This window comes from Pseudomonas sp. P5_B3 (genome assembly GCF_056400405.1).
The window spans coordinates 66897-89415 of record NZ_JBFULI010000020.1; the positions used below are offsets into that span (position 1 = coordinate 66897).

A 22519-nucleotide genomic window follows, 5' to 3' on the forward strand; every position below is an offset into this window, starting at 1 on the left:
TTTCTTGTCATTTTATGGGTTGCAGCAGGTTAGGTCCCGACACCAAAAAGCAAGGATCAGGCGAACCCTCGCTCACGCATTTGCAGCTGCATCGAGACAGCGCTACCTTAGTGCCTTGAATTTTGTTTGGCAAGCCGTCGATGAATCCAACTAAAAACGATAAAAATACCCGCACCACTGGCCGCCCTACCCTGAACGAAGTTGCCCGACTGGCCGGCGTCAGCCCGATCACCGCCTCCCGCGCCTTGCGGGGCGTCAGCACCGTGGCCACTGAACTTGTGGAAAAGGTGCAGAAAGCGGCGCTGGAACTCAACTATGTCGTCAACCCTGCGGCCCGTGCCCTGGCCTCGGCCCAGAGCCAGTCGGTGGTGGTGTTGGTGCCGTCGCTGTCGAACCTTTTGTTCATCGACACCCTGGAAGCCATTCATCAGGTTTTGCGCCCCAGGGGCTTCGAAGTGCTGATCGGCAACTTCCATTATTCGCGCGATGAAGAAGAAAACCTGCTGCGCAATTACATGGCCTATCAACCCCGCGGCTTGTTGCTGACGGGTTTCGACCGCACCGAAAGTTCGCGGCGGATGATCGAAGCCAGCAACATTCCGTGTGTGTACATGATGGAACTGGACAGTGCGGCCGGGCTCAATTGCGTTGGCTTTTCGCAACTGGCCGCCGGCGAAACGGCTGCCGAACACTTGCTGTCCCGTGGTCGCAAGCGTCTGGCCTACATCGGCGCGCAACTGGACCAGCGCACCTTGCTGCGCGGCGAAGGCTTCCGCAAAGCCCTGAAAAGGGCCGGTCTGTATGACCCGGACCTGGAAGTGCTGACACCCCGCTCATCCTCCGTCGGCCTCGGCGGCGAGTTGTTTCTGCAACTGCTGGCCAGTCATCCGGATGTCGACGCGATCTTCTTCGGCAACGACGACCTGGCCCAGGGCGCTTTGCTCGAAGCCATGCGCTGCGGAATCAAGATCCCCGAGCAAGTGGCGATCCTCGGCTTCAACGACTTGCCGATGTCGGCCCACATGGTCCCGCGCCTGAGCAGCATCAACACCCCACGCGAAGCCATCGGCCGCCGCGCGGCGGAACAAATGCTGACGCTGATGGCCGGCAATACCGTGGCCAAGCCGGTGCAGGACATGGGGTTTGAGTTGAAGGTGCGCGAAAGCACGTAGGCACGACACAAACCACTGTGGAGTGAGATTTTGTGGCGAGGGGGCTTGCCCCCGTTGGGTTGCGAAGCGACCCCAAAACAGACACTGCGGTCATACAGTTAAACCAAGTGAGCTGGATTACGACTGCTTCGCAGCCGAACGGGGCGGTGCGGCGTTCCGACAAGCCCCCTCGCCACAGATTCCGCGACTATTCCTGCGGATCGAGGTTATCCAGCACCCGGTTCACCGCCAGTTCGGCCAGCATGATGATCTGTGCAATCGCCAATGCCGTTTTGCGCTGACTTCCTTCCAGAAACGTAGCAAAGTCATTGGTCATCACACTCGCCGAGGCCAGTGATTCGCAGGCGTGCGCCAACAGGGTTTCGTTATTGATGCCGGGTGAGATGGAGAACATTGGGCTGGGATTGCGTGGGGGGTTCGGCGTGGGTTTGAACATGGCAATGCTCCTAGAGTGATGGAGCTGCCACGATTCGCTGCTAGACGAAAATAGGGTGGCAGCCGTGCGCGGGCTAGCAGACCAGGACTCTAGAACCCGGTAGACCCGAAGATCTTCCCACGCACAACCGCCATAACATGAACTGGCAGACATAAAAATACCTGCTCACGAATGGTGGACGTCATGCGTCTAAAGTATCCAGGCTGCTAGACCCGATCGCTGAATTTGCAGCGACGCGCAACGATAGAGTCCGGATACCAAGCGCACAAGCCGGCGGATTCTGGCGTAGTTGTAGGCAATGACGCAATAAATCGTAGGCAGTGGAAACCTGTTGAAACGCCTTTCCTACAGACCGCTCCTACAATTACATACACGCCATTCGCGAAGGAGTTGCTCAAATGGAACACCCCCTGAAGATTCTCGGCAAAACCTCGTCCATCAACGTCCGAAAAGTCCTGTGGACTTGCGAGGAACTGGGCATTGCCTACGAACGCGAGGACTGGGGCAGTGGCTTCGCGTCCACCCACAGCCCCGAGTTCCTGCGCTTCAATCCCAACGCTCAGGTGCCGGTGATCATCGATGAAGCCGGCGCGTTGTGGGAGTCCAATACCATCTGCCGCTATCTGGCCGGCAAACACCAACACCACCACGAGCTGCTGCCTGGCGAACCGGCCGCACGCGCCCGGGTGGAGCAGTGGATGGATTGGCAAGCCATCGAGCTCAATCCGTCCTGGACCTATGCGTTCATGGCACTGGTGCGCAAGGACCCGGAATTCCAGGACGCCCATCGCCTCGACGTCGGCATCCGCGGCTGGAACCAGAAAATGGGCATCCTCGAACATCAACTCGCGACCACCAAGGCGTATGTCGCCGGGCCAAGTTTTACTCTGGCCGACGTTGTCATCGGTTTGTCGGTCAATCGCTGGCTGATGACGCCGATCGACCGTCCTGACTACCCCGCCATCGATGAGTATTTCAAACGCCTGGCGCAACACCCCGGTTTCCTGAAGCATTGCTGCAACGGCTTACCCTGAATGGCCGCAGGTTGCCGCCTGGATCGCCATACAGCAAAGCCACTAGTCGGTCAGCATTGAGGACAAAATCGGTTCAGTTGCTTGCCAGGGGTTTGTGTCCATCGAGCATGTCCAGCAGCGCCTGCACCGCCGCCGACGGTGGTTTGTTCGCCGCGACCACCAAGGCAAACTCGCGGTCGATCCGCGGCAGCACCGGCACCACGCGCAAACCCTGCCGATTACCTGGCAGCGTCATTTCCGGCACCAGGCTCACGCCGATGTTTTCCCGCACCAGGGTGAACGCACTGCTCCATTCACGGACCTCGACGCGCACATCCTGCAGTTGCAGCCCCGCATTGGCAGCCAGGCTTCGCGCATTGGTCGAATAACCGCCCGTGGCCAGTACAAAAGGTTGCTTCGACAATTCGTCGAGGGAGACGCCCTCTTCATGAGTTCGCCGCGCCAGTGGATGGCCCCCGGGCAACACCGCCATCCAGGCATCGCGTCCCAAAGGACTGGCCTTGCGCCCGGGAGACGGATTGAGCACCACGCCGACATCCACCAGCCCCGCGCCGAGCAGGGTTTCCACTTCGTCATCGCTGACTTCCAGGGCGACCACCTCGATGCCGGGGTAAAGCCGGTTGAACTGACGTAGCAACGGCGGCAGAAACGTCGCCAGTACCATGGGGAAACTGGCCAGGCGAATCGTCCCGCGTTCAACACCTTTTGCGGCCTCGACGGTGCTGCGAATGGCCTGCAGCGCACCGAGCATGGTCCGTGCCTGCTCGATGACCGGCAGGCCGATGGCTGTCGGCAATGTCTGGCGGTTTTCCCGGGTGAACAATTGAACGCCCAGGGTTTCCTCGATCAAGGCCAGGGCCTGGCTGGCCCCTGACTGGGTCATGCCGACCCGTTCGGCAGCCCGGGTGATGTTGCCGGTATCCGCCACGGCCACCACCATTCGCCAGTGCATCAGGTTCATCATGGCAGTAGCGTTCCTTATGGCAGATTTCTGAAAGATTAATTTTACCGGGGGTACCGCGCACTATGACACTGGCGTAAACCCACAACCAGAGCCCGCCCCATGAAGCTGTATTACGCCCCCCAAGCCTGCTCGCTCGCGCCACATATCGTATTGCGCGAACTGGAACTGCCCTTCGAATTGATCCGTGTCGATAACGCCACCAGGAAAACCGCTGCTGGCGATGATTTCCTGGCCATCAACCCCAAGGGCTACGTGGCCGCCTTGCAACTGGATAACGGCGAAGTGCTGACCGAAGGCCCGGCGATCCTGCAATACCTGGCTGATCTACATCCAGACGCGAAACTGGCTGCAGCCCTGGGGACATTTGAGCGGGTGCGATTGCAGGAATGCCTGAACTTCATCTCGACGGAGATTCACGGCGGGCTCGGCTGGCTGTTCAACGCTCGATTTCCCGAAGAGGTGAAAGCGCTGATCAAGGAGAAACTGTTCAAGCGTTTGGCCGTGTTGAACCAGACGCTGGAGCGGCAGGATTACTTGATGGCGGGCGGGTTCAGCGTTGCTGATGCGTATTTGTTTACGGTGTTGCGCTGGGCTCGGTTGTTCGACATTCAATTGAATGAGTGGCCTGCGTTGGCAAGGTTTCAAGCCAGGGTGGATCAGCGGCCGGCGGTGAAAGCGGCGTTGACCGCAGAGTTGGCGTAAGGCTTGAGATCAATCGCGAGCAGGCTTGCTCCTACAGGGGATCTTGGTTGACCACGGGTTTTGTGGGCAATACAGACCTAATGTGGGAGCGAGCCGGCTCCGGGCGGCGTTCCGACGATGACGACCTTCCAGACAACACAAAACTACAAACTGGCACTCACCCTGGTAGCCACCTCCCCCGGCACCCAGCCCTTCCACACCTGCGGCTGCTCACGCAAAAACGCTTCGGCGACTTCCCGGGGTTTCTGGCGCTTTTCACTCATCTGGCCGAGGGTCTGGTTCAACAGATCGATCGGCAGGTCGACCTTTTCAAAGAACGTCACCAGGTCCGGGTATTGCGCCTTGAACGGTGCCGATACGCCGATGGCCAGGCTCGCTGGCATCGAGCGCGTGCCTTTGGGGTTCGGGTTGTTGGCGTCGGCCAGGGTTTTCCAGGCTTGCGCGTCGAACGGCGGTTCGTCGAGTTTCACCAGTTTGAAACGCCCCAACAGCGGTGTCGGCGACCAGTAGTAGAACAGCACCGGTTTACCACGGCGGATCGACGACGCCACCTCGGCATCCAGTGCGGCACCAGACCCCGTGCGGAAGTTGACGTAGCTGGCGGTCAGGTCATAGGCCTTGAGCTTCTGGCTGTTGACGATTTCCGAGGTCCAGCCGGTCGGGCTGTTGAGGAAACGTCCGCGGCTCGGGTCTTCAGGGTCGCGGAACACATCCTTGTACTTCGCCAGATCAGCAACGGATTTCAGCTCCGGGGCCAATGGCTTGATGCCGCGCTCGGGATCGCCCTTGATCACGTACTCCGGCACCCACCAACCTTCGGTGGCGCCTTTGACCGTATCACCCAGGCCGAACACTTTGCCCTCCGCGGAAGCCTTGACCCAGGCCGGACTGCGTCCGGCCCACTCTTCACCGATAACCTGGATATCGTTTTTGGCCAGCGCCGCTTCAAGGCTGACGGTGCTGCCCGGCAGCGTGTCGGTCGGGTAGCCGTAACCTTTTTCAACGATCAGGCGCAGGATTTCGGTGATGAGGCTGCCGCTTTCCCAGGTGATGTCGCCAAAGTGAATGGGCGCGATTTTCTCCGTGGCCGAGGCCGGGTGGGACAACAGGCTCAGGGCCAGCAACGAACTGCCGAGCAGGGTTTTGATCGATCTCATGCGGACCTCTTGTTCTGGAGTGGACGGTTCAGGGGTTGATTGGCGCTGTGCCGGTCGCACAGGGCCTGGGAACGGGTCATGTAGTCGCTGACCGAACGCAGCGAGATGCCCAGCGCGGCGGCAATTTGCGGATAGGTCAGGCCGTCGATCCGCGACAGCAGGAAGGTCGAACGCACTTTGCCTGGCAGCCGCTGAAGACTGCGATCCACACGGGTCAGGGTCTGGGACATCTGAGCCAGTGCCTCCGGCGATTCGGCGTGGATCGGTTCGGCCTGTTGCAATTGCTGAAGATACTGGCGCTCCAGATCACCTCGACGCCAACGCTGATAGAGCAGACGCCGGGCGATGGTGGTGAGCAAGGCACGGGGTTCACGGATGGCCGTCAGGCCAGGGGCTTCGAGCAATTGCACGAAAGTTTCGCAGGCAATGTCTTCGACAGCGGCGGCATCGTTCAGAGACTGACGCAGGCGCGTGCAGAGCCAGTGGTAGTGAGCGCGGAACAGGCCGTCCACGTGTTTGCGATGAAGAATATCGGCGCCGGACATAGGGGCTCCTGGGTTAGGGGTCGCTGAATGTCCGGTGGTCCGGTGAGGCGAATCCTAGCAAGGAGCCTTATTCATTAATAATACTTAAAACTTATTTTTATATTCGTTTATGGAATTAAACAAAGGTGTGCCTGATAGACCGCTTTCGCGAGCAAGCTCGCTCCTACAGGGTTTCGGGGTACCTGGACCCAACACTCAAACCTTATCGCACTTCCCCATACCCCAACGTCTCGGCCTCACGCTGATAATCGAGCACAACCTGATAGTCGCTTTCGTTGGCGGGCAGTACCTCTGGCAAACCGAGAATTTCGGCAACCTCCGACAATTCGCGCAACGCCAGGTTCATCACCCGCAGAAGCTCTTCAGCCTGCTCATCGTTGACCGTCGCGGCGGTAATGAACGGTAAGGCAGGACTGAGCGCACTGCGGGCAATCACCTGCAAGCCGGCCACTTCCTCTGTGGCATGCCGCGCCAGGTAGGCAAAGGTCACGCTGTCGATGGCCGCCAGATCGGCAAGGCCTTCGCGTAACCAGCGCAGGCTTTCGCGATGGCTGCCGCTGATTCCCACCTGAGCAAAAAACCGTCCGTCACGTTGCAGCGGCGCCAACCGGTGGCGCAGCAGATTCATGCCGCTGTTGGAGTCCTGGTCATTGATCACGCCTAGGCTGCCGCGAAAATCTGCCAGGGTTGGCCGTGCATCATCAAGGCGTCCCAGAATCAGGCTGCAATGATTGCCATCGCTGCTGTCCGGCAGCTCATAACGAGGCCGCCCCAGCACCCGGACCTTGCCGCGCAATGCCGTCATCAGCGGATAGCCGCAGGTTTGTGTCAGCAGTAAATGCGGCGACAACCACACCTGCATCAGTGACAGGCCTTCGGCATCACGGCGGGTTTCGCCCAGGTGCTCGAGGATTCGCGCCAGCCAGCGCTCGCTGGCCTGGTGAATGGGTTCGGGGGCGGTGTACATCAGTAGTTCGGCGATGTGTTGGGTCATCGAAATGTTCCTGCGTAACGTAACCTCTGTAGGAGCGGGCTTGCTCCGGGCGGCGATCCGACGAAAGCGTTCTGCCTGACAACATTGATGCTGGATGTGCCGGCCTCTTCGCGGGCAAGCCCGCTCCTACAGGGGTCGTTGGTGATCAGGCATCAGTGAAACGGATGCCTCGGGCTGTCGATGGCTTTTACTCCATGTTCACGCCAAAACTGCCCATAACCCCGCACCAGGAATCCCCCACTACGCGCCAGCCATTGCTCGCGGCGGGCGCTGTAGGCGCGGGGCAGGTCGTACCACGGCAACCCCGGCAACTCGTGATGCACCAGATGAAAATTAAGGTTCAGGAACAGCCAGCGCCACGGCCACGCCGCTTCATTGAGCACGGTGCGTTGCTCCGGCGCCGCATGAGGTCGGTGTTCATAGTAGGAGCGAATCATGGCAATCGACAGTGCCGGCACACTGATCAAAAACAGGTAATGCCAAACCGGCAACACACTGAAGCTTGCGATAAACAGCAGCATCACTCCTGTCATCAAGCCGTGACTCAACCACATCAGCCAGGCCTGTCGCTCGCCTGCTCTGAGGCGTTGCAGCTCTTCACCGGCCAGCGTCAGCAAGGCCAGCGGTGCCCCCAGGGCAAAGCGGCCGAGCACGGTTTTGTTCAGCCAGTGCAGGCTACGCACCAGCGGTGAGCTGCCCTGCCACTGCCCGGCACTCAGGTAACGGCTTTCCGGATCACGACCGGGKATGGTCAGGTCCTCGTCGCGGTGATGCAGCAAATGGCTATCGCGATACAAGGTGTACGGATACCAGACGGCAAACGGTGCGTAGCCAAGGATTTTGTTCAGGGTTGGCCAGCGCGTGGGATGACCGTGCAGCAGTTCGTGTTGCACGGATAGCCACAACACCAGCAATGGAATCAGCAACAGAGTGCTCCACCACAAACCCAACCGATGGCTGTTCAACACAATGCCAAACCAGGCGCCGTACACACCGATCAACAGCAACCAGGTCGGCCACTCGGTACGCGCGGTGAAGCGTCGGCGCAGGGTTTCTATTTCTTCCTGGTGGGCGCTATCAAAGTAATGGGGCATGGCGTTGCTCAGATCGGGGACCAATCCCCTTCTGTGCAATGGCCTTGGGAAATATTGCAGATTATTTTCAGGAGGATCGCTCCCATGGTGCATGGGAGCGATCGATCAACGCGGGATCAGTGACCGAACACGCCGACCTTTTTGGCCTTCTTGTCCGCGCGCTTTTCAATGGCGGTTTTCACTGGTTTCTTTTTCGCCGCTTTCTTTGAATCCAGACCTTTGGACATGATGCGTACTCCACTCATGGGGATGTGAGAACAGGTATACACCTATCCCGGCGCGTGCGTTCTTTTATAATAGTCCGCTTTGCACACCGACAGTCCGAGACCATGCCCGATACCCAATTCACCCTGCTCGACGAGCCGTTATGGCCATTGATGAACAAGTTCTATCGCGCTCACCAATCGTCGATGAAAGCCGTGCGCGATGCGCAGTTGTGGGTGGCCCGGCGTGACCAGATTGTTGCCGTGCTGTGTTTGCGTCCGGTGTCCGGCGGGCATTGGCTGACCGGGTTGTTTGTCGATCCGGAGTGTCGCGAACAAGGGATTGCCGCCGGGTTGATTGCGGCTGCGGTGAAGGATTGCGAACAGCCGGTGTGGTTGTTCTGTCATCCGGATTTGCGAGAGTTTTATGAGCGACGCGGATTTGCTTTCGATCCGCCGATGCCTTACGCGATGGTTGAACGCTTGAGCCGCTATGCGCGTAGCAAGCCGATGATTGCGATGGGGTTGGCGCCCTAAATCTGTAGGAGCGAGCCTGAACGCGATGGCGGTGTGTCAGTCACCATCAATGCTGACTGTTAGACCGCTTTCGCGAGCAGGCTCGCTCCTACAGGTTTTACGGCGGCTTTAGTCGTCCGCGTTGGGGTCCAGGTCCGGGAACATAACCTCGGTGAAGCCAAACTTGCTGAAGTCGGTAATGCGCGACGGGTACAGGCGGCCGATCAGGTGATCACACTCATGCTGCACCACCCGCGCATGAAACCCCGAAGCAAAACGCACGATGGGTTGGCCCTTGGGGTCGACGCCTTCGTAGCGAATCTGCTGGTAACGCTGCACCGCGCCGCGCAGTCCCGGTACCGACAAACAGCCTTCGAAGCCCTCTTCCAGAATCGGGCTCAGCTGCGTGATCAACGGGTTGATCAGGATCGTCTGTGGCACAGCCTCGGCATCCGGATAACGCTCGCTGTGCTCGAAACCGAAGATCACCAGTTGCAGGTCGACGCCGATCTGCGGAGCAGCGAGGCCAACGCCACCCACACTCTCCATAGTCTGGAACATGTCATCGATCAGTTGCCACAGCTCGGGGCTGTCGAACATTTCGGCCGGCACTGGCGGGGCAATGCGCAGCAGGCGTTCATCGCCCATTTTCAGAATTTCACGAATCATGATCAGGTTTCGTCAATGGTCGGTTTGTGTGAGTGATCGCGGCCCAGTCCCGACACGTGGTGCTTTTCCTCATGGACGGGACCATGCTCGCCAGCCACTTTTTCGCCGGGGTCCTTGCCCTCTCGCGACATGTGCTCGATCACCGCGTTCATCTCCGCGCCCAGCAGCAGCACCGCTGCGGAAATGTAGAAGTACAGCAACAGCACGATGATCGCACCGATACTGCCATACATGGCGTTGTAGTTGGCGAACTCCTTGACGTACAAACCGAAGCCCAGGGAAGCGATGATCCACACCACCACCGCCAGCACCGAGCCTGGGGTGATGAAGCGGAATTCCTGTTTGACGTCGGGCATGACGTAGTAGATCAACGCCACCGCGACCATCATCAGAATCACGATCACCGGCCAGCGCGCGATGGTCCAGAGCGTGACGATAAAGTTCTCAAGGCCGACTTGCGCAGCGATCCACTCCATCACCTGCGGCCCGAGCACCATCAGCGCTGCGGCGATCAGCAGCATGCCGGCAATGCCGACGGTGTAGATGATCGACAACGGAAAGCGTTTCCACAGCGGGCGCCCTTCTACCACGTCGTAGGCAGCGTTCATCGCGCTCATCATCAGCCGCACACCGGCGGACGCGGTATACAGCGCAATCACGATACCCACCGACAGCAACCCACCCTTGGACTGCTGAAGCTGGTCGATCACCGGGTTGACCTGCTCCAGCGCCTGGGGCGGCAATACGAGTTCCGATTGCAGGCGCAACCAGGAGAAAAAATCCGGCAGGTGCAGGAAGCCGATCAGGGCAATCAGGAACAGGATGAACGGAAACAGCGAAAACAGCATTTGATAGGCCAGCGCCGAGGCATAGGTCGACATCTCGTCGGCGACGAACTCAGTGACCGTGCGCATCATCACACGGTGCAGGGGCAAGCCTCTCATGTCCGGAAAAATCATTCGCGTCTCCATTCGCCGCATACGGATTTGGGTGGAAGTCGTGGCGACTCAGGGGCCGATTTCTTTCATCAAGGTAGCCCAGATGGCGACTTTGAAACAATTTCAATGCGCAAGTTCAGGCTGACACAAAAACGGCCATCTGAAGATGGCCGCGTCTTCTTTTCATTAAAGGCATTTCAACGAAGGAMAGTCGTTACACAAGGTTGACCGGGGGCTTTTGCAGGGAGTTTCATTTAATTTCACCACGACATTTCATCGTTCAGTGCAGGTTGCGCTTTATGTTTGCGGGCCAACCCCTGAGAATGCGCAACACATTCAGGCCATGGCGCTGAAGATCCAATCCCGTAGGAATGTTATGAAACTCGATAAAAAGCAGGCCATTGCCCGCAGAAACCAGGAACTCGGCGGTGCTGTGCTTGGCGTCAACAACTGCCACTTCGCCGAACTGAACCGTAACCGCAACATCTGGTGGTTCGACCTCCCGGTGACGCGCCTTGCAATCGGTCAGTACGAGTGGATTCACCTGCTGATGCACACCCCGGACACCGACGAACTGCTGCACCTGAAAGTGCCGACCGTGTTCCTGCGCGAGAAGCTCGAAGGCCTGGTGGTGCGCAATGAAGGCAAGCGCAAGGCGGCATTGAGCCTGGAACTGAGCGCCGACAAAGACTCCTTCCTGCAGGACATGCGCCCGGCGGGCACCAACGTCAACTTCGCGCCGTTTCGCTTGTAGGAGCCGGCTTGCTGGCGATKGCGGTATATCTGACGCATCAATGTTGACTGATACCCCGCCATCGCCAGCAAGCCGGCTCCTACAGGTCGTCTACCTGTGTCAGGCGTCAACAAAAAGCCCCGCATCGGCGGGGCTTCTTGTTTTACGCGGTGGCTTTCTTCGCGTTGATCTTCTTCAGCTCTTCATCGCGCAGTTCACGACGCAGGATCTTGCCGACGTTGGTGGTCGGCAGTGCATCGCGAAACTCCACGGAACGCGGGACCTTGTAGCCGGTGACGTTGGCGCGCATGTGCTCCATCACCTGTTCCTTGGTCAGGGTCACGCCCGGCTTGGCAACGATGAAAATCTTGATCGCCTCGCCCGACTTCTCGTCCGGTACACCGATGGCCGCGCATTGCAGCACACCCGGCAGGGTAGCCAGCACGTCTTCGAGTTCGTTCGGATACACGTTGAAACCGGACACCAGGATCATGTCTTTCTTGCGATCGACAATACGCATGTAGCCATCGGGCTGGATCAGCGCGATGTCACCGGTCTTCAACCAGCCTTCGCTGTCGAGGATCTCATCGGTGGCCTCCTGGCGCTGCCAGTAGCCTTTCATGACCTGTGGGCCTTTCACGCACAGCTCGCCGATTTCGCCCATCGGTTGCTCGACACCGGCATCATTGATCACTTTGCACAGGGTCGACGGCACCGGAATGCCGATGGTGCCGATCTGGATATTCTGGATCGGGTTGACTGTCGCCACCGGGCTGGTTTCGGTCATGCCGTAACCTTCGCAGATGGCGCAACCGGTCACCGCTTTCCAGCGCTCGGCCGCGGCCAATTGCAGGGCCATGCCGCCCGACAAGGTGACTTTCAGCGCGGAGAAGTCCAGTTTGCGGAAGCCTTCGTTGTTGCACAGGGCTACGAATAGAGTGTTAAGACCGACGAAGCCGCTGAACTTCCACTTCGACAGTTCCTTGACCATCGCCGGCAGGTCACGCGGGTTGCTGATCAGGATGTTGTGGTTGCCGATCAGCATCATCGCCATGCAATGAAAGGTGAACGCATAGATGTGATACAGCGGCAGCGGTGTGATCAGGATCTCGCAACCTTCATTGAGGTTGGAACCCATCAGCGCCTTGCACTGCAGCATGTTCGCCACCAGGTTGCGGTGGGTCAGCATCGCGCCCTTGGCCACGCCGGTGGTGCCGCCGGTGTATTGCAGCACCGCGACATCGCCGCTGGCCGGGTTGGCTTCCGCCACTGGCTGGCCCAGGCCCTTGCTCAGCACTTCATTGAACTTGACGGCTTTTGGCAAGTGATAGGCCGGCACCATCTTCTTCACGTACTTGATGACGCTGTTGATCAGCAGACGCTTGAGCGGCGGCAGCAGGTCGGCGACTTCGGTGACGATCACGTGCTTGACGCCGGTTTTCGGCACCACGGTTTCTGCCAGGTGCGCCATATTGGCCAGGCAGACCAGGGCCTTGGCACCGGAGTCGTTGAATTGGTGTTCCATTTCCCGCGCGGTGTACAGCGGGTTGGTGTTGACCACGATCAGCCCGGCGCGGATCGCGCCGAAGACGGCTACCGGGTACTGCAACACGTTGGGCAGTTGCACGGCGATTCGATCGCCAGGCTGCAAGTCGGTATGCTGTTGCAGGTAAGCGGCAAACGCACCGGACAATTCGTACAGTTCACCGTAGGTGAGTGTCTTGCCCAGGTTGCTGAATGCCGGCTTGTTGGCGAAGCGTTGGCAGGATTGCTTCAACACTGCCTGAATATTCGGATACTCGTCTGGATTGATATCAGCAGCAATCCCAGCTGGGTACTTATCCTTCCAAAAGTCTTCGATCATGGAAGCCCACTCCTCAGCAACGCGAATTCAGCACCGCATTTGATGCGATTATTATTGGTGTTTGGTCATTGGTGAATCTGGCTGATAGAAGGCCGAGAAGTCACAAAGCGCGCCGAGAGTAGCAGCTTTGCCAGGGGTCGACCAGAGCCAAAAGCGGCCTCTACGGTCACGATTGTGACTCAAGACTATCGATTGGTCATTTTAGAGCAAAAATTCTATACATCCCCGAAAGCCCCGAAAATCGGGGCTTTCGCGCTAAAACTGTAGGAGCGAGCTTGTTCCGGGCGGCGTTCCGACGAAAAACGTCCGGACAACGCGATCATTCAAACAGGGCGCGTTATCGTTGACGTCCATCGCGAGCGAGCTCGCTCCTACAGGGATCAGCCATTCATCGATCAGGCGATATCCCGCAACTCCCGCCGCAGGATCTTGCCCACCGGCGTCATCGGCAACGACTCACGCAGCACGATGTGCTTCGGTACCTTGTACGCCGTGAAATTCTCCTTGCAGTAAGCCTTCAACTCTTCAAGGCTGACCCCAGCTTCACGGGCCACCACAAACAGCTTCACCGCCTCCCCCGACCGCTCGTCGGGCACACCGATGACCGCACAGTTGGCGACTTTCGGGTGGGCCATCACCACGTCTTCGATCTCGTTCGGGTACACGTTGAAACCCGAGACAATGATCATGTCCTTCTTGCGATCGACGATGCGCACGAAACCGTCCGGATCGATCACCGCAATGTCACCGGACTTGAACCAGCCCTCGGCATCCAGCACTTCGGCCGTGGCATCGGGTTTCTGCCAGTAGCCCTTCATGATCTGCGGGCCTTTGATGCACAACTCGCCGCGTTCGCCCAAAGGTTGCTCGACGCCGTCATCACTGATGACTTTCAGCGTGGTGCCCGGCACCGGCATGCCGACCGTGCCGATCCGCGATTGATCGCCGTAGGGGTTGGTGCAGGCCACCGGCGAAGTTTCGGTCAGGCCGTAACCTTCGGTAATGCGGCATCCCGTCAGTTGCTCCCAACGCTCGGCAGTGGCCTTGACCAGCGCAGTACCGCCGGAGTTGGTGAGCTTGAGGCTGGAGAAGTCCAGGGTCTTGAAGTCCGGGTGGTCCATCAGCGCGACGAACAACGTGTTGAGCCCCAGCAACGCCGAGAACCGCCAGTTCTTCAGCTCCTTGATGAAGCCGGCGATGTCACGCGGATTGGTGATCAGCACGTTGTGGTTGCCCGTCACCATCATGCACATGCAGTTCGCTGTGAAGGCATAGATGTGGTACAGCGGCAGCGGCGCGATCATCACCTCCTGGCCTTCGCGCAGCAGCGGCTGACCGTCGCTGGCCGACTGGCTGAGGCAGGCCCGTGCCTGTTGCATGTTCGCCACCAGGTTACCGTGGGTCAGCATCGCGCCCTTGGCCAGGCCGGTGGTGCCACCGGTGTATTGCAGCACGGCGATGTCGTCAAGGCCGACGCTCAGCGGCTTGATACCCAGGCCACGGCCCATGTGCAACGCACTCTTGAAAGAAATGGCCTGGGGCAAGGAATAGTCCGGGACCATTTTCTTGACCTTGCTGACCATGGTGTTGACCAGCCACCCCTTGGCGGTGGGCATCAGGTCGCCCATCTTCGCTTCGATCAGGTACTGGATATCGGTGTCGGGGAGCACTTCCTGGACTTTCTGGCCGAACATGTTCAGGTACACCAGCGCCCGGGCGCCGGAATCCTTGAACTGGTGACGCATTTCCCGCGCGGTGTACAGCGGGTTGGTGTTGACCACGATCAACCCGGCGCGCAAGGCACCGAACACGGCAATCGGGTAATGCAGGACGTTGGGCATCTGCACCGCGATGCGGTCACCCGGCACCAGATCGGTGTGGGCTTGCAGGTAGCCGGCGAAGGCAGCGCTCTGGCGTTCCAGTTCGGCGTAGGTCAGGGTCACGCCCATGTTGCTGAACGCCGGGCGGTCAGCAAACTTCTTGCAGGAACGCTCGAACACCTCGATCACCGACTTGTAGGTTCCCAGATCGATATCCAGGGGCACGCCGGCCGGGCGTTTGTCATTCCAGAAATCAGGTTGCATTGTTGTTGTCCTCTTTACCTGAATCTATCCGGGGCCACTTTTCTGTCATTTTTCAAAAAAAATGCAAAAAGCGGAGCTTCACGGACACTAGCAGTTATGACGTAGCAGGCAAATATGCCCCCAGCCGTCATTGACCGTATGAATCTTTCTGCCGTGGCGTAGGCTGATCAGACGCCCAGCCAAGGATGCGCTATAAACTGCAACGAGCTGTTTGCGACCAGGCAGCCTCATGCAAAGGAACCGCCATGATCCATGACACTTTCTGGCTGACCACGAGCGACCACAGCCGCCTCTTCGTCAACCAGTGGCTACCCGACGGCAGCCTCAAGGCAATGATTCTGCTGGCCCACGGCATGGCCGAACACAGCGGTCGCTACGGCCCCCTGGCGGAAAAACTCTGTGAACAGGGCTATGGCGTGTGCGCGCCGGACCTGCGTGGACATGGCAAAACTGCCGAAAACGGGACCCTCGGGCATTTCGCCGATGATGATGGCTGGTGCAAGGTCGTCAGCGACCTGGCCTGCCTCAACCAGCACATCGGCCAGCAGCACCCTGGCGTACCTATCATGCTGCTCGGCCATAGCATGGGCAGTTACATCACCCAGGCCTATCTGCTGCACCACAGTGCCAGCCTGCACGGGGCAATCCTCAGCGGCTCGAACTTCCAGCCCGTGGCGCTTTATCGCGCGGCACGGCAAATCGCCCGTCTCGAACGCCTGCGCCAGGGTCGCAAAGGACGCAGCGCATTGATCGAATGGCTGTCGTTCGGCTCCTTCAACAACAAATTCAAACCGGCACGCACGCCGTTCGACTGGCTCAGCCGTGATCCGGCGCAGGTCGATCTGTACGTCAACGACCCGCTCTGCGGTTTTCGCTGCACCAATCAACTGTGGATCGATTTGCTCGGCGGCTTGCAGCAAATCAGCAAAGCGTCCAATCTCGCCCAGATCGACCCGGGCCTGCCGCTGCTGGTGATTGGCGGCGAATGTGATCCGGTGAGCGAAGGCAAACGTCTCAAGGATCTGGCCGACGCGTTGCGGGCGGCCGGCAGCCAGCACCTGCAATTGACCGTTTACCCGCAGGCGCGGCACGAACTGTTCAATGAGAGCAACCGCGATGAAATCATCGCCGATGTTCTGAACTGGATCGCACAGGCCTTGAGCACTCCTCGGCCACACCGATCCGAATAGTTTTTTGTGGATTTTTTAATTCGTCACAGGAATCGAGACAGATGACCCAGGTTACCAACACCCCTTACGAAGCCCTCGAAGTCGGCCAGACCGCCAGTTACAGCAAGACCGTCGAAGAGCGCGACATCCAGTTGTTCGCCGCGATGTCCGGCGATCACAACCCGGTGCACCTGGATGCCGACTACGCCGCCAGCACCATGTTCAAGGAGCGCATCGCCCACGGCATGTTCAGCGGTGCGTTGATCAGCGCAGCGGTCGCCTGCGAACTGCCTGGACCGGGGACTATCTACCTCGGCCAGCAAATGAGCTTTCAGAAACCGGTGAAGATCGGCGACACCCTGACCGTGCGCCTGGAAATCCTCGAAAAACTGCCGAAATTTCGCGTACGCATTGCCACCCGCGTGTTCAACCAGCGCGATGAACTGGTGGTGGATGGCGAGGCGGAAATCCTCGCGCCACGCAAGCAACAGAGCGTGACCTTGACCACGCTGCCGGCGATCAGCATCGGCTAACCCTCTGTGGCGAGGGGCTTGTCGGAATGCCTGTATTTTCCAGACTGACTGAATCAAGACGATCGATCGATGAATCCTGAAAAGCTCGAACTGCTGATCACCCGCGAAATGCCCTTCGGCAAGTACAAGGGTCGAATCATTGCCGACTTGCCCGGCCCTTACCTGAACTGGTTCGCCCGGGAGGGCTTCCCTCACGGCGAGTTGGGTGGCCTGCTGGCCCTGATGCAGGAAATCGACCACAACGGTTTGTCGGACTTGCTCGAACCGCTGCGCGCCAAACACGGCAAACCGGCTCCGCGCCACTGAACACCTACCGAGTGCCCCATGCCCGACAACACCCGCCGCGCCCGTGATGAAGCCTTCTGGCAAACCTTTGCCGACCGCTACGATGTCGAACCCGGTCCGCTCAACCTGGAGAACGGTTACTTCGGGCGCATGTCGCGCACGGTGGTCGAGGAATACCAGCGCAACATCGAGCTGATCAACCGCAGCAATTCGGTCTATGTGCGCCAGCGCTTCGAACAGGGCGACAGCCTGAAGATCCGCGCGCAACTGGCCAGGTTGATCGGCGTACCCGCCGACAGCATCGCCCTGACCCGCAACGCGTCGGAAGGTTTGCAGTCGCTGATCCGCAATTACAACCGGCTCCAACCCGGCGATCAGGTACTGGTTTGCGATCTGGAATACGACACGGTCAAAGGCGCCATGCATTGGCTGGCGCGTAATCGTGGTGTCGAAGTGATCGAGATCGAACACGCACACCCGGCAACCTTCGACAGCCTGCTCAATACCTACCGCGAAACCTTCGCACGACACCCACGGCTGAAGCTGATGGCCCTGACCCACGTCACCCATCGCACGGGCCTGGTGATGCCGGTGCAGGCGATTGCAGTCGCGGCAAAGGAACACGGCATCGACGTCATCCTCGACGGTGCCCATGCCCTCGGCCAGCTCGAATTCGACCTGGCCGAGTTCGGTATCGCCTTCGCCGGCTACAACCTGCACAAGTGGATCGGCGCACCGCTGACGCTCGGCTTTATCTACATCGACCCCGAACGCCTGGCCGATATCGACCCGGACATGGGCGAAATGCATTTTCCACCCACTGACATTCGCGCCCGTACCTCGTACAGCACCCCGAACATCCCGGCGCTGCTGACCCTGCCGCTGGTGCTCGAAGAACATTGGGCGATGGGGGGTGCTGCGGCCAAGGGTTCTCGGCTCAACTACCTGCGCAACCTGTGGGTCCGCCCCGTGCGCGAACTACCGGGCATCGAAGTCCTGACCCCGGACGACCCGCGACTGTACTGCGGCATCACGTCCATGCGTTTCATCGCACAGACCGATCAGCAGGCGATGGTCGAGCGGCTGCTCAAGGACTACAACCTGTTCACCGTGGTACGCACTGGCGCGGCGTGCGGCCCGTGCATCCGCATCACTCCGGGGCTGACCACCACCGCCGAGCACATGACGCGGCTGACCACGGCGCTGGCGCAATTGTGCTGACCTGTAGGAGCGAGCCTGCTCGCGAAAAACTTCCAGGCACCGCTGGCTATCGGGTTCCCGCGTTATCGTTCACGACCATCGCGAGCGAGCTCGCTCCTACAGGTATTAATTGCCTCAACTTTTCGCGGGCAAAAAAAAACGGTGCACCGACCAAGTGCACCGTAAAGCCGTAGAACACACAACGAGGTGTAGGGTGAAGCGATCAGTCCAGCAGCGCCAAAGCCTCGGCGGTGCATTCCTGAATGCGGGCCCAGTCGCCGTTCTTGATCCACTCCGGATCGAGCATCCAGCTACCGCCCACGCACATGACGTTTTTCAACGCCATGTAGCTCTTGATATTGGCCGGGCCCACGCCGCCGGTCGGGCAGAATTTCACTTCGCCGAACGGGCCGCCCAAAGCCTTGATGGCCGCGACGCCGCCGCTGACTTCCGCCGGGAACAACTTGAAACGGCGGTAACCCAGACCGTAGCCTTCCATGATGCCCGAGGCATTGCTGATGCCCGGCAACAGTGGAATCGGGCTGGCGACGCTGGCTTCCAGCAGGTCACGAGTGATGCCCGGCGTGACGATGAACTGCGAGCCCGCCGCTTCCGCCGCCGCCAGCATGTGGCGATCGAGCACGGTGCCGGCACCGGTCACCAGCTCCGGACGCTGCTCACGCAGGATCTGGATGGCCTTGAGGCCGAATTGCGAACGCAGGGTCACTTCCAGAGCCGTCAGGCCACCAGCCGCGAGGGCGTCGGCCAACGGCAGAACGTCCTGCTCGCGGGCGATGGTGATCACCGGCAGGATCCGCGCTTTCGCGCAAATGCTGTCGATCAGGGCAACTTTGTCCGCCATGGAAACGGTCGGGGATGGGTTTGTCATAGCGGCTGTTCCTTGGCTCATGGGCACCAGTAAATCTCTAACGTGGGTTGCAGAAACGCGCGAATCGGCAGTGCGGCGACATCGTCACCGGCCAGTGCGGTACTCAGGGTGGTCAGCTTGGACTGACCGGAAATCGATAGAACCTTATGCCTGGCCGAGGCCAGCAGCGCCCGGCTCATGGTCAGGCGCTGATGCGGCACGGTCGGCGCCAGCATCGGCCAGCAGCGACGGACACCATCGGCCTGCAATGCCTCGGCAAGGTTCGGGCTGTTGGGGAACAGCGACGCGGTGTGGCCGTCATCGCCCATGCCGAGGATCAGCACGTCGATCACCGGCAACTCGGACAACAAACGGTCAGCCTGCTCCGCCGCCTGTTCAAGGTTGGCACTGGCGCTGTACAGGCTCAGGAACTGCGCCTTGGCCGCCGGGCCTTGCAGCAGGTAACGCTTGATCAGACCCGCGTTGCTGTCCGCATGCTCCACCGGCACCCAGCGCTCATCGGCCAGGCTGACGACCACGTTCGGCCAGTCCAGCGCCTGTTTGGCCAGGTGCTGAAAAAACGCCACCGGACTGCGGCCACCGGAAACCACCAGGGTCGCAGTGCCCCGGGCTTCGATCGCGTCGCTCAGTTTTTTCGCCACGTTCAGCGCCAGGCTTTCGGCCAGCAGCACCGGGCTCTTGAACGCATGGGCGCTGACGCCCTGCGGCAGTTTCAAATCAGATATCGCCATACCACGACCTCCCGTCCCGCGTGATCAGAGCAATCGAGCTCATCGGCCCCCAGGACCCGGCCGCGTACGGCTTGGGCGCATCACCGGATTTTTTCCACCCGGCGATCAACTGGTCACACCACTTCCACGCGGCTTCGATTTCATCTTTACGGACAAACAGGTTCTGATTGCCGCGCATCACTTCCAGCAACAACCGCTCGTAGGCATCGGGAATCCGTGCGCTGCTCCAGGTGTCGGAAAAATTCAGCTGCAATGGGCCGCTGCGCAGCTGCATGCCTTTGTCCAGGCCTTGATCTTTGGTCATCACGCGCAAGGAAATGCCTTCGTCCGGCTGCAGGCGGATAATCAGCTTGTTGCTGATTTGCAGGCGCTGCTCGGGAGCGAAAATGTAGTGCGACGGTTCCTTGAAGTGGATGACGATCTGCGACAGCTTCTGCGGCATGCGCTTGCCGGTACGCAGGTAAAACGGCACGCCGGCCCAGCGCCAGTTGCGGATGTCGGCACGCAGGGCGACAAAGGTTTCGGTATTGCTCTGGGTGTTGGAGTTGGGTTCTTCCAGGTACCCCGGTACCGCTTTGCCTTCGCTGTAGCCGGCGATGTACTGGCCGCGCACCACCTGGGTGGTCAGGCCTTCCGGGCTGATCGGCGCCAGGGCCTTGAGCACTTTGACTTTCTCGTCGCGGATGCTGTCGGCGGACAGGTCGGCCGGCGGGTCCATGGCGATCAGGCAGAGCAGTTGCAGCAGGTGGTTCTGGATCATGTCGCGCAGCTGGCCGGCCTTGTCGAAGTAACCCCAGCGGCCCTCGATGCCGACCTGCTCGGCCACGGTGATTTCCACATGGGAAATGTAATTCTGGTTCCACTGGGTTTCGAACAGGCTGTTGGCGAAACGCAGGGCGATCAGGTTCTGGACGGTTTCCTTGCCCAGATAATGGTCGATGCGGTAGGTGCGGTTCTCCGGGAAGAACTGCGCCACGGCGTCGTTGACCTTGCGCGAGGATTCCAGGTCCGAACCGATGGGCTTTTCCAGCACCACGCGGGTGTTTTCTGCCAGACCGACCTTGGCCAGGTTCTCGCAAATCGCGCCATACACGGCGGCAGGGGTCGCAAAGTAGGCGATGACCCGCTGCGAACTGCCGGCGGATTCGGCCAGGGCCACATAATCTTCGGTGTTGAGGAAGTCGACGTGCAGGTAGCTCAGGCGCGCCAGGAAACGCTCGAGCACGGCTTCGTCCAGCTCTTTGGCACCGACATAGCGGCGCAGCTCGGAGGTGATGAACGCCAGGTGTTCCTGCTCGCTGCCCGGTTCACGGGCCAGCGCGATGATGCGCGTGTCCTCGTGCAAGAGGCCTGCACCGTCGAGTTGATAAAGGGCGGGAAACAGCTTGCGCAAGGCCAGATCGCCAAGGGCGCCGAACAAGGCAAAGGTGCACGGTTCAACCGTAATCGAGAGCATGATGTTTGTTCTTTTATCAAGTTAAGCTACAAATACCTTTTTTTAAGGCATCACTCAAGGGAAAATGTAGTAATAACCACAACATTTTCGCAAAATACAGATTCCGAGTGGTGGTCGGTCGGAGCCATCAGTAGGATAGGCCACCGTGACGGGCCTCACCAAAGGCCCTTTTTGCATTAGCCGCGCGCCTATCGGCGCAGGCGTAAAGGATACTTATATGGACCGCGTGCGAAATTTACTGGAGCAAATCCAGAATCGCCTTGAAGAGCTGAACAAGGCCGAACGCAAAGTCGCCGAGGTAATCCTGCTCAACCCGCAGCAGGCCACCCGCTTCAGCATCGCCGCCCTCGCCCAGGCCGCCTCGGTCAGCGAACCGACGGTCAACCGTTTCTGCCGTTCGTTCGGCGTCAGCGGCTACCCCGAGCTCAAGCTGCAACTGGCCCAGAGCCTGGCCAGTGGCGCCGCCTATGTCAGCCGCGCGGTGGAAGCCGACGATAATCCGGAGGCCTACACCCAGAAGATCTTCGGCAGCGCCATTGCCTCGCTGGACAGCGCCTGCCAGGCACTGGACCCGAACCTGATCAGCCGCGCCGTCGACCTGCTGATCCAGGCGCGGCAGATCCACTTCTTCGGCCTCGGCGCCTCGGCCCCGGTGGCACTGGATGCGCAGCACAAGTTCTTCCGTTTCAACCTTGCCGTCACGGCCCACGCGGATGTGCTGATGCAGCGCATGATTGCCTCGGTGGCCCATACCGGCGAGTTGTTCGTGATCATTTCCTACACCGGTCGCACCCGCGAACTGGTGGAAGTGGCGCGCATCGCCCGGGAAAACGGCGCCTCGGTGCTCGGCTTGACCGCGGAAAACTCGCCGCTGGCCAAGGCCAGCACCCTGAGCCTGAACATCCCGCTGCCGGAAGACACCGACATCTACATGCCGATGACTTCGCGGATCATCCAGTTGACCGTGCTGGACGTGCTCGCCACCGGCATGACCTTGCGCCGGGGCGTGGATTTCCAGCCGCATTTGCGCAAGATCAAGGAGAGTTTGAATGCGAGCCGGTATCCGGTGGGGGATGAGTTTAATTGATCCAGTATTTGTACTGACCGTCCTGGCCTCATCGCGAGCAAGCTCGCTCCCACAGGGGAATGCG

General features: G+C 59.6%; 23 protein-coding genes. 10 read left to right on the forward strand and 13 right to left on the reverse strand.

All coding sequences use genetic code 11. The features are described 5' to 3' along the window. Positions 1-140: 140 nt before the first annotated feature. Positions 141-1172, forward strand: coding sequence for an HTH-type transcriptional regulator GntR (gntR, locus tag AC1DRN_RS14150; protein WP_223459396.1), 1032 nt, complete (start codon positions 141-143; stop codon positions 1170-1172). 187 nt (positions 1173-1359) lie between these two features. Here the strand turns inward: gntR and AC1DRN_RS14155 are convergent, their stop codons facing one another. Continuing rightward, the gene (locus tag AC1DRN_RS14155; protein ID WP_223459399.1) at positions 1360-1608 is read right to left on the reverse strand and encodes a DUF6124 family protein; all 249 of its coding nucleotides are present in this window, start codon (positions 1606-1608) and stop codon (positions 1360-1362) included. 398 nt (positions 1609-2006) lie between these two features. Between AC1DRN_RS14155 and AC1DRN_RS14160 the strand changes: the two genes are divergently transcribed. After that, positions 2007-2642: a glutathione S-transferase family protein gene (locus tag AC1DRN_RS14160; protein WP_223459401.1), complete on the forward strand. Its 636-nt coding sequence runs from the start codon at positions 2007-2009 to the stop codon at positions 2640-2642. Between the two features lie 73 nt (positions 2643-2715). Here AC1DRN_RS14160 and AC1DRN_RS14165 read toward each other — a convergent pair whose 3' ends face one another. Further along, positions 2716-3606, reverse strand: coding sequence for a LysR family transcriptional regulator (locus AC1DRN_RS14165; protein ID WP_223459403.1), 891 nt, complete (start codon positions 3604-3606; stop codon positions 2716-2718). A gap of 99 nt (positions 3607-3705) precedes the next feature. Between AC1DRN_RS14165 and gstA the strand changes: the two genes are divergently transcribed. Then, positions 3706-4308, forward strand: coding sequence for a glutathione transferase GstA (gene gstA, locus AC1DRN_RS14170; RefSeq protein ID WP_223459405.1), 603 nt, complete (start codon positions 3706-3708; stop codon positions 4306-4308). Between the two features lie 143 nt (positions 4309-4451). On the opposite strand, the gene AC1DRN_RS14175 is transcribed toward gstA, so the two are convergent. From AC1DRN_RS14175 to AC1DRN_RS14190, 4 genes are all read right to left on the reverse strand, one after another. Further along, positions 4452-5465, reverse strand: coding sequence for an ABC transporter substrate-binding protein (locus tag AC1DRN_RS14175; RefSeq protein WP_223459407.1), 1014 nt, complete (start codon positions 5463-5465; stop codon positions 4452-4454). Then, positions 5462-6010 (reverse strand): sigma-70 family RNA polymerase sigma factor, encoded by a 549-nt coding sequence (locus AC1DRN_RS14180; RefSeq protein WP_223459409.1) that lies wholly within the window; start codon positions 6008-6010, stop codon positions 5462-5464. The genes AC1DRN_RS14175 and AC1DRN_RS14180 overlap by 4 nt, the downstream gene beginning before the upstream one ends. 202 nt (positions 6011-6212) lie before the next feature. Further along, positions 6213-7004: a phosphate/phosphite/phosphonate ABC transporter substrate-binding protein gene (locus tag AC1DRN_RS14185; RefSeq protein WP_223459411.1), complete on the reverse strand. Its 792-nt coding sequence runs from the start codon at positions 7002-7004 to the stop codon at positions 6213-6215. 152 nt (positions 7005-7156) lie between these two features. Then, complete coding sequence (locus AC1DRN_RS14190; protein ID WP_223459413.1) at positions 7157-8098, reverse strand: fatty acid desaturase; 942 nt, start codon at positions 8096-8098, stop codon at positions 7157-7159. A 329-nt stretch (positions 8099-8427) separates the two neighbouring features. Here AC1DRN_RS14190 and AC1DRN_RS14195 point away from each other — a divergent pair, with 329 nt between their 5' ends. Then, entirely contained in the window at positions 8428-8838 is a 411-nt protein-coding gene (locus AC1DRN_RS14195) for a GNAT family N-acetyltransferase (protein WP_223459415.1), read from the forward strand. 108 nt (positions 8839-8946) lie between these two features. Here AC1DRN_RS14195 and def read toward each other — a convergent pair whose 3' ends face one another. Then, positions 8947-9486 carry a peptide deformylase gene (gene def / locus AC1DRN_RS14200; protein WP_223459417.1) on the reverse strand — a complete coding sequence of 180 codons (540 nt, stop codon included), beginning with the start codon at positions 9484-9486 and terminating at the stop codon, positions 8947-8949. A 2-nt stretch (positions 9487-9488) separates the two neighbouring features. Then, positions 9489-10445, reverse strand: coding sequence for a YihY/virulence factor BrkB family protein (locus tag AC1DRN_RS14205; RefSeq protein ID WP_223459419.1), 957 nt, complete (start codon positions 10443-10445; stop codon positions 9489-9491). 355 nt (positions 10446-10800) lie between these two features. Here AC1DRN_RS14205 and AC1DRN_RS14210 point away from each other — a divergent pair, with 355 nt between their 5' ends. Continuing rightward, the gene (locus AC1DRN_RS14210) at positions 10801-11178 is read left to right on the forward strand and encodes a hypothetical protein (protein WP_046042266.1); all 378 of its coding nucleotides are present in this window, start codon (positions 10801-10803) and stop codon (positions 11176-11178) included. A gap of 142 nt (positions 11179-11320) precedes the next feature. Here the strand turns inward: AC1DRN_RS14210 and fadD1 are convergent, their stop codons facing one another. Continuing rightward, the gene (gene fadD1 / locus AC1DRN_RS14215) at positions 11321-13021 is read right to left on the reverse strand and encodes a long-chain-fatty-acid--CoA ligase FadD1 (protein WP_223459421.1); all 1701 of its coding nucleotides are present in this window, start codon (positions 13019-13021) and stop codon (positions 11321-11323) included. A gap of 395 nt (positions 13022-13416) precedes the next feature. Next, positions 13417-15105, reverse strand: a complete 1689-nt coding sequence (gene fadD2, locus AC1DRN_RS14220) for a long-chain-fatty-acid--CoA ligase FadD2 (protein WP_223459423.1) — start codon at positions 15103-15105, stop codon at positions 13417-13419. Positions 15106-15350: 245 nt separating this feature from the next. Here fadD2 and AC1DRN_RS14225 point away from each other — a divergent pair, with 245 nt between their 5' ends. The 4 genes from AC1DRN_RS14225 to AC1DRN_RS14240 all read left to right on the forward strand — a co-directional run bounded on the left by AC1DRN_RS14225 (position 15351) and on the right by AC1DRN_RS14240 (position 18313). After that, complete coding sequence (locus AC1DRN_RS14225; RefSeq protein ID WP_223459425.1) at positions 15351-16295, forward strand: alpha/beta hydrolase; 945 nt, start codon at positions 15351-15353, stop codon at positions 16293-16295. Between the two features lie 41 nt (positions 16296-16336). Further along, on the forward strand, positions 16337-16807 hold the full coding sequence (locus AC1DRN_RS14230) for a MaoC family dehydratase (RefSeq protein ID WP_218427152.1): 471 nt from the start codon (positions 16337-16339) through the stop codon (positions 16805-16807). 69 nt (positions 16808-16876) lie between these two features. Beyond that, the gene (locus AC1DRN_RS14235) at positions 16877-17113 is read left to right on the forward strand and encodes a DUF3820 family protein (RefSeq protein ID WP_003227425.1); all 237 of its coding nucleotides are present in this window, start codon (positions 16877-16879) and stop codon (positions 17111-17113) included. A gap of 18 nt (positions 17114-17131) precedes the next feature. Further along, a complete protein-coding gene (locus AC1DRN_RS14240; protein ID WP_223459426.1) occupies positions 17132-18313 on the forward strand; it encodes an aminotransferase class V-fold PLP-dependent enzyme in 1182 nt (393 codons plus the stop codon). A 202-nt stretch (positions 18314-18515) separates the two neighbouring features. On the opposite strand, the gene AC1DRN_RS14245 is transcribed toward AC1DRN_RS14240, so the two are convergent. Genes AC1DRN_RS14245 through zwf form a run of 3 tightly spaced genes read right to left on the reverse strand, consistent with a single transcriptional unit; the run spans position 18516 to position 21368 of the window. Continuing rightward, positions 18516-19181 carry a bifunctional 4-hydroxy-2-oxoglutarate aldolase/2-dehydro-3-deoxy-phosphogluconate aldolase gene (locus AC1DRN_RS14245; protein WP_008050561.1) on the reverse strand — a complete coding sequence of 222 codons (666 nt, stop codon included), beginning with the start codon at positions 19179-19181 and terminating at the stop codon, positions 18516-18518. 17 nt (positions 19182-19198) lie between these two features. Then, on the reverse strand, positions 19199-19912 hold the full coding sequence (gene pgl / locus AC1DRN_RS14250) for a 6-phosphogluconolactonase (protein ID WP_223459429.1): 714 nt from the start codon (positions 19910-19912) through the stop codon (positions 19199-19201). Continuing rightward, positions 19899-21368, reverse strand: a complete 1470-nt coding sequence (gene zwf / locus AC1DRN_RS14255) for a glucose-6-phosphate dehydrogenase (RefSeq protein ID WP_223459431.1) — start codon at positions 21366-21368, stop codon at positions 19899-19901. Before zwf ends, pgl begins: the two co-directional genes overlap by 14 nt. 226 nt (positions 21369-21594) lie before the next feature. Here zwf and AC1DRN_RS14260 point away from each other — a divergent pair, with 226 nt between their 5' ends. Next, entirely contained in the window at positions 21595-22455 is an 861-nt protein-coding gene (locus AC1DRN_RS14260; RefSeq protein ID WP_170948639.1) for a MurR/RpiR family transcriptional regulator, read from the forward strand. The last annotated feature ends 64 nt before the right edge of the window (positions 22456-22519 follow it).

What these genes read in the sequence shown, in the direction of transcription:
- gntR (WP_223459396.1), top strand. Translation starts at nt 141, where the DNA reads ATGAATCCAACTAAAAACGATAAAAATACCCGCACCACTGGCCGCCCT.
- AC1DRN_RS14155 (WP_223459399.1), bottom strand. Translation starts at nt 1,608, where the DNA reads ATGTTCAAACCCACGCCGAACCCCCCACGCAATCCCAGCCCAATGTTC.
- AC1DRN_RS14160 (WP_223459401.1), top strand. Translation starts at nt 2,007, where the DNA reads ATGGAACACCCCCTGAAGATTCTCGGCAAAACCTCGTCCATCAACGTC.
- AC1DRN_RS14165 (WP_223459403.1), bottom strand. Translation starts at nt 3,606, where the DNA reads ATGATGAACCTGATGCACTGGCGAATGGTGGTGGCCGTGGCGGATACC.
- gstA (WP_223459405.1), top strand. Translation starts at nt 3,706, where the DNA reads ATGAAGCTGTATTACGCCCCCCAAGCCTGCTCGCTCGCGCCACATATC.
- AC1DRN_RS14175 (WP_223459407.1), bottom strand. Translation starts at nt 5,465, where the DNA reads ATGAGATCGATCAAAACCCTGCTCGGCAGTTCGTTGCTGGCCCTGAGC.
- AC1DRN_RS14180 (WP_223459409.1), bottom strand. Translation starts at nt 6,010, where the DNA reads ATGTCCGGCGCCGATATTCTTCATCGCAAACACGTGGACGGCCTGTTC.
- AC1DRN_RS14185 (WP_223459411.1), bottom strand. Translation starts at nt 7,004, where the DNA reads ATGACCCAACACATCGCCGAACTACTGATGTACACCGCCCCCGAACCC.
- AC1DRN_RS14195 (WP_223459415.1), top strand. Translation starts at nt 8,428, where the DNA reads ATGCCCGATACCCAATTCACCCTGCTCGACGAGCCGTTATGGCCATTG.
- def (WP_223459417.1), bottom strand. Translation starts at nt 9,486, where the DNA reads ATGATTCGTGAAATTCTGAAAATGGGCGATGAACGCCTGCTGCGCATT.
- AC1DRN_RS14205 (WP_223459419.1), bottom strand. Translation starts at nt 10,445, where the DNA reads ATGATTTTTCCGGACATGAGAGGCTTGCCCCTGCACCGTGTGATGATG.
- AC1DRN_RS14210 (WP_046042266.1), top strand. Translation starts at nt 10,801, where the DNA reads ATGAAACTCGATAAAAAGCAGGCCATTGCCCGCAGAAACCAGGAACTC.
- fadD1 (WP_223459421.1), bottom strand. Translation starts at nt 13,021, where the DNA reads ATGATCGAAGACTTTTGGAAGGATAAGTACCCAGCTGGGATTGCTGCT.
- fadD2 (WP_223459423.1), bottom strand. Translation starts at nt 15,105, where the DNA reads ATGCAACCTGATTTCTGGAATGACAAACGCCCGGCCGGCGTGCCCCTG.
- AC1DRN_RS14225 (WP_223459425.1), top strand. Translation starts at nt 15,351, where the DNA reads ATGATCCATGACACTTTCTGGCTGACCACGAGCGACCACAGCCGCCTC.
- AC1DRN_RS14230 (WP_218427152.1), top strand. Translation starts at nt 16,337, where the DNA reads ATGACCCAGGTTACCAACACCCCTTACGAAGCCCTCGAAGTCGGCCAG.
- AC1DRN_RS14235 (WP_003227425.1), top strand. Translation starts at nt 16,877, where the DNA reads ATGAATCCTGAAAAGCTCGAACTGCTGATCACCCGCGAAATGCCCTTC.
- AC1DRN_RS14240 (WP_223459426.1), top strand. Translation starts at nt 17,132, where the DNA reads ATGCCCGACAACACCCGCCGCGCCCGTGATGAAGCCTTCTGGCAAACC.
- AC1DRN_RS14245 (WP_008050561.1), bottom strand. Translation starts at nt 19,181, where the DNA reads ATGACAAACCCATCCCCGACCGTTTCCATGGCGGACAAAGTTGCCCTG.
- pgl (WP_223459429.1), bottom strand. Translation starts at nt 19,912, where the DNA reads ATGGCGATATCTGATTTGAAACTGCCGCAGGGCGTCAGCGCCCATGCG.
- zwf (WP_223459431.1), bottom strand. Translation starts at nt 21,368, where the DNA reads ATGCTCTCGATTACGGTTGAACCGTGCACCTTTGCCTTGTTCGGCGCC.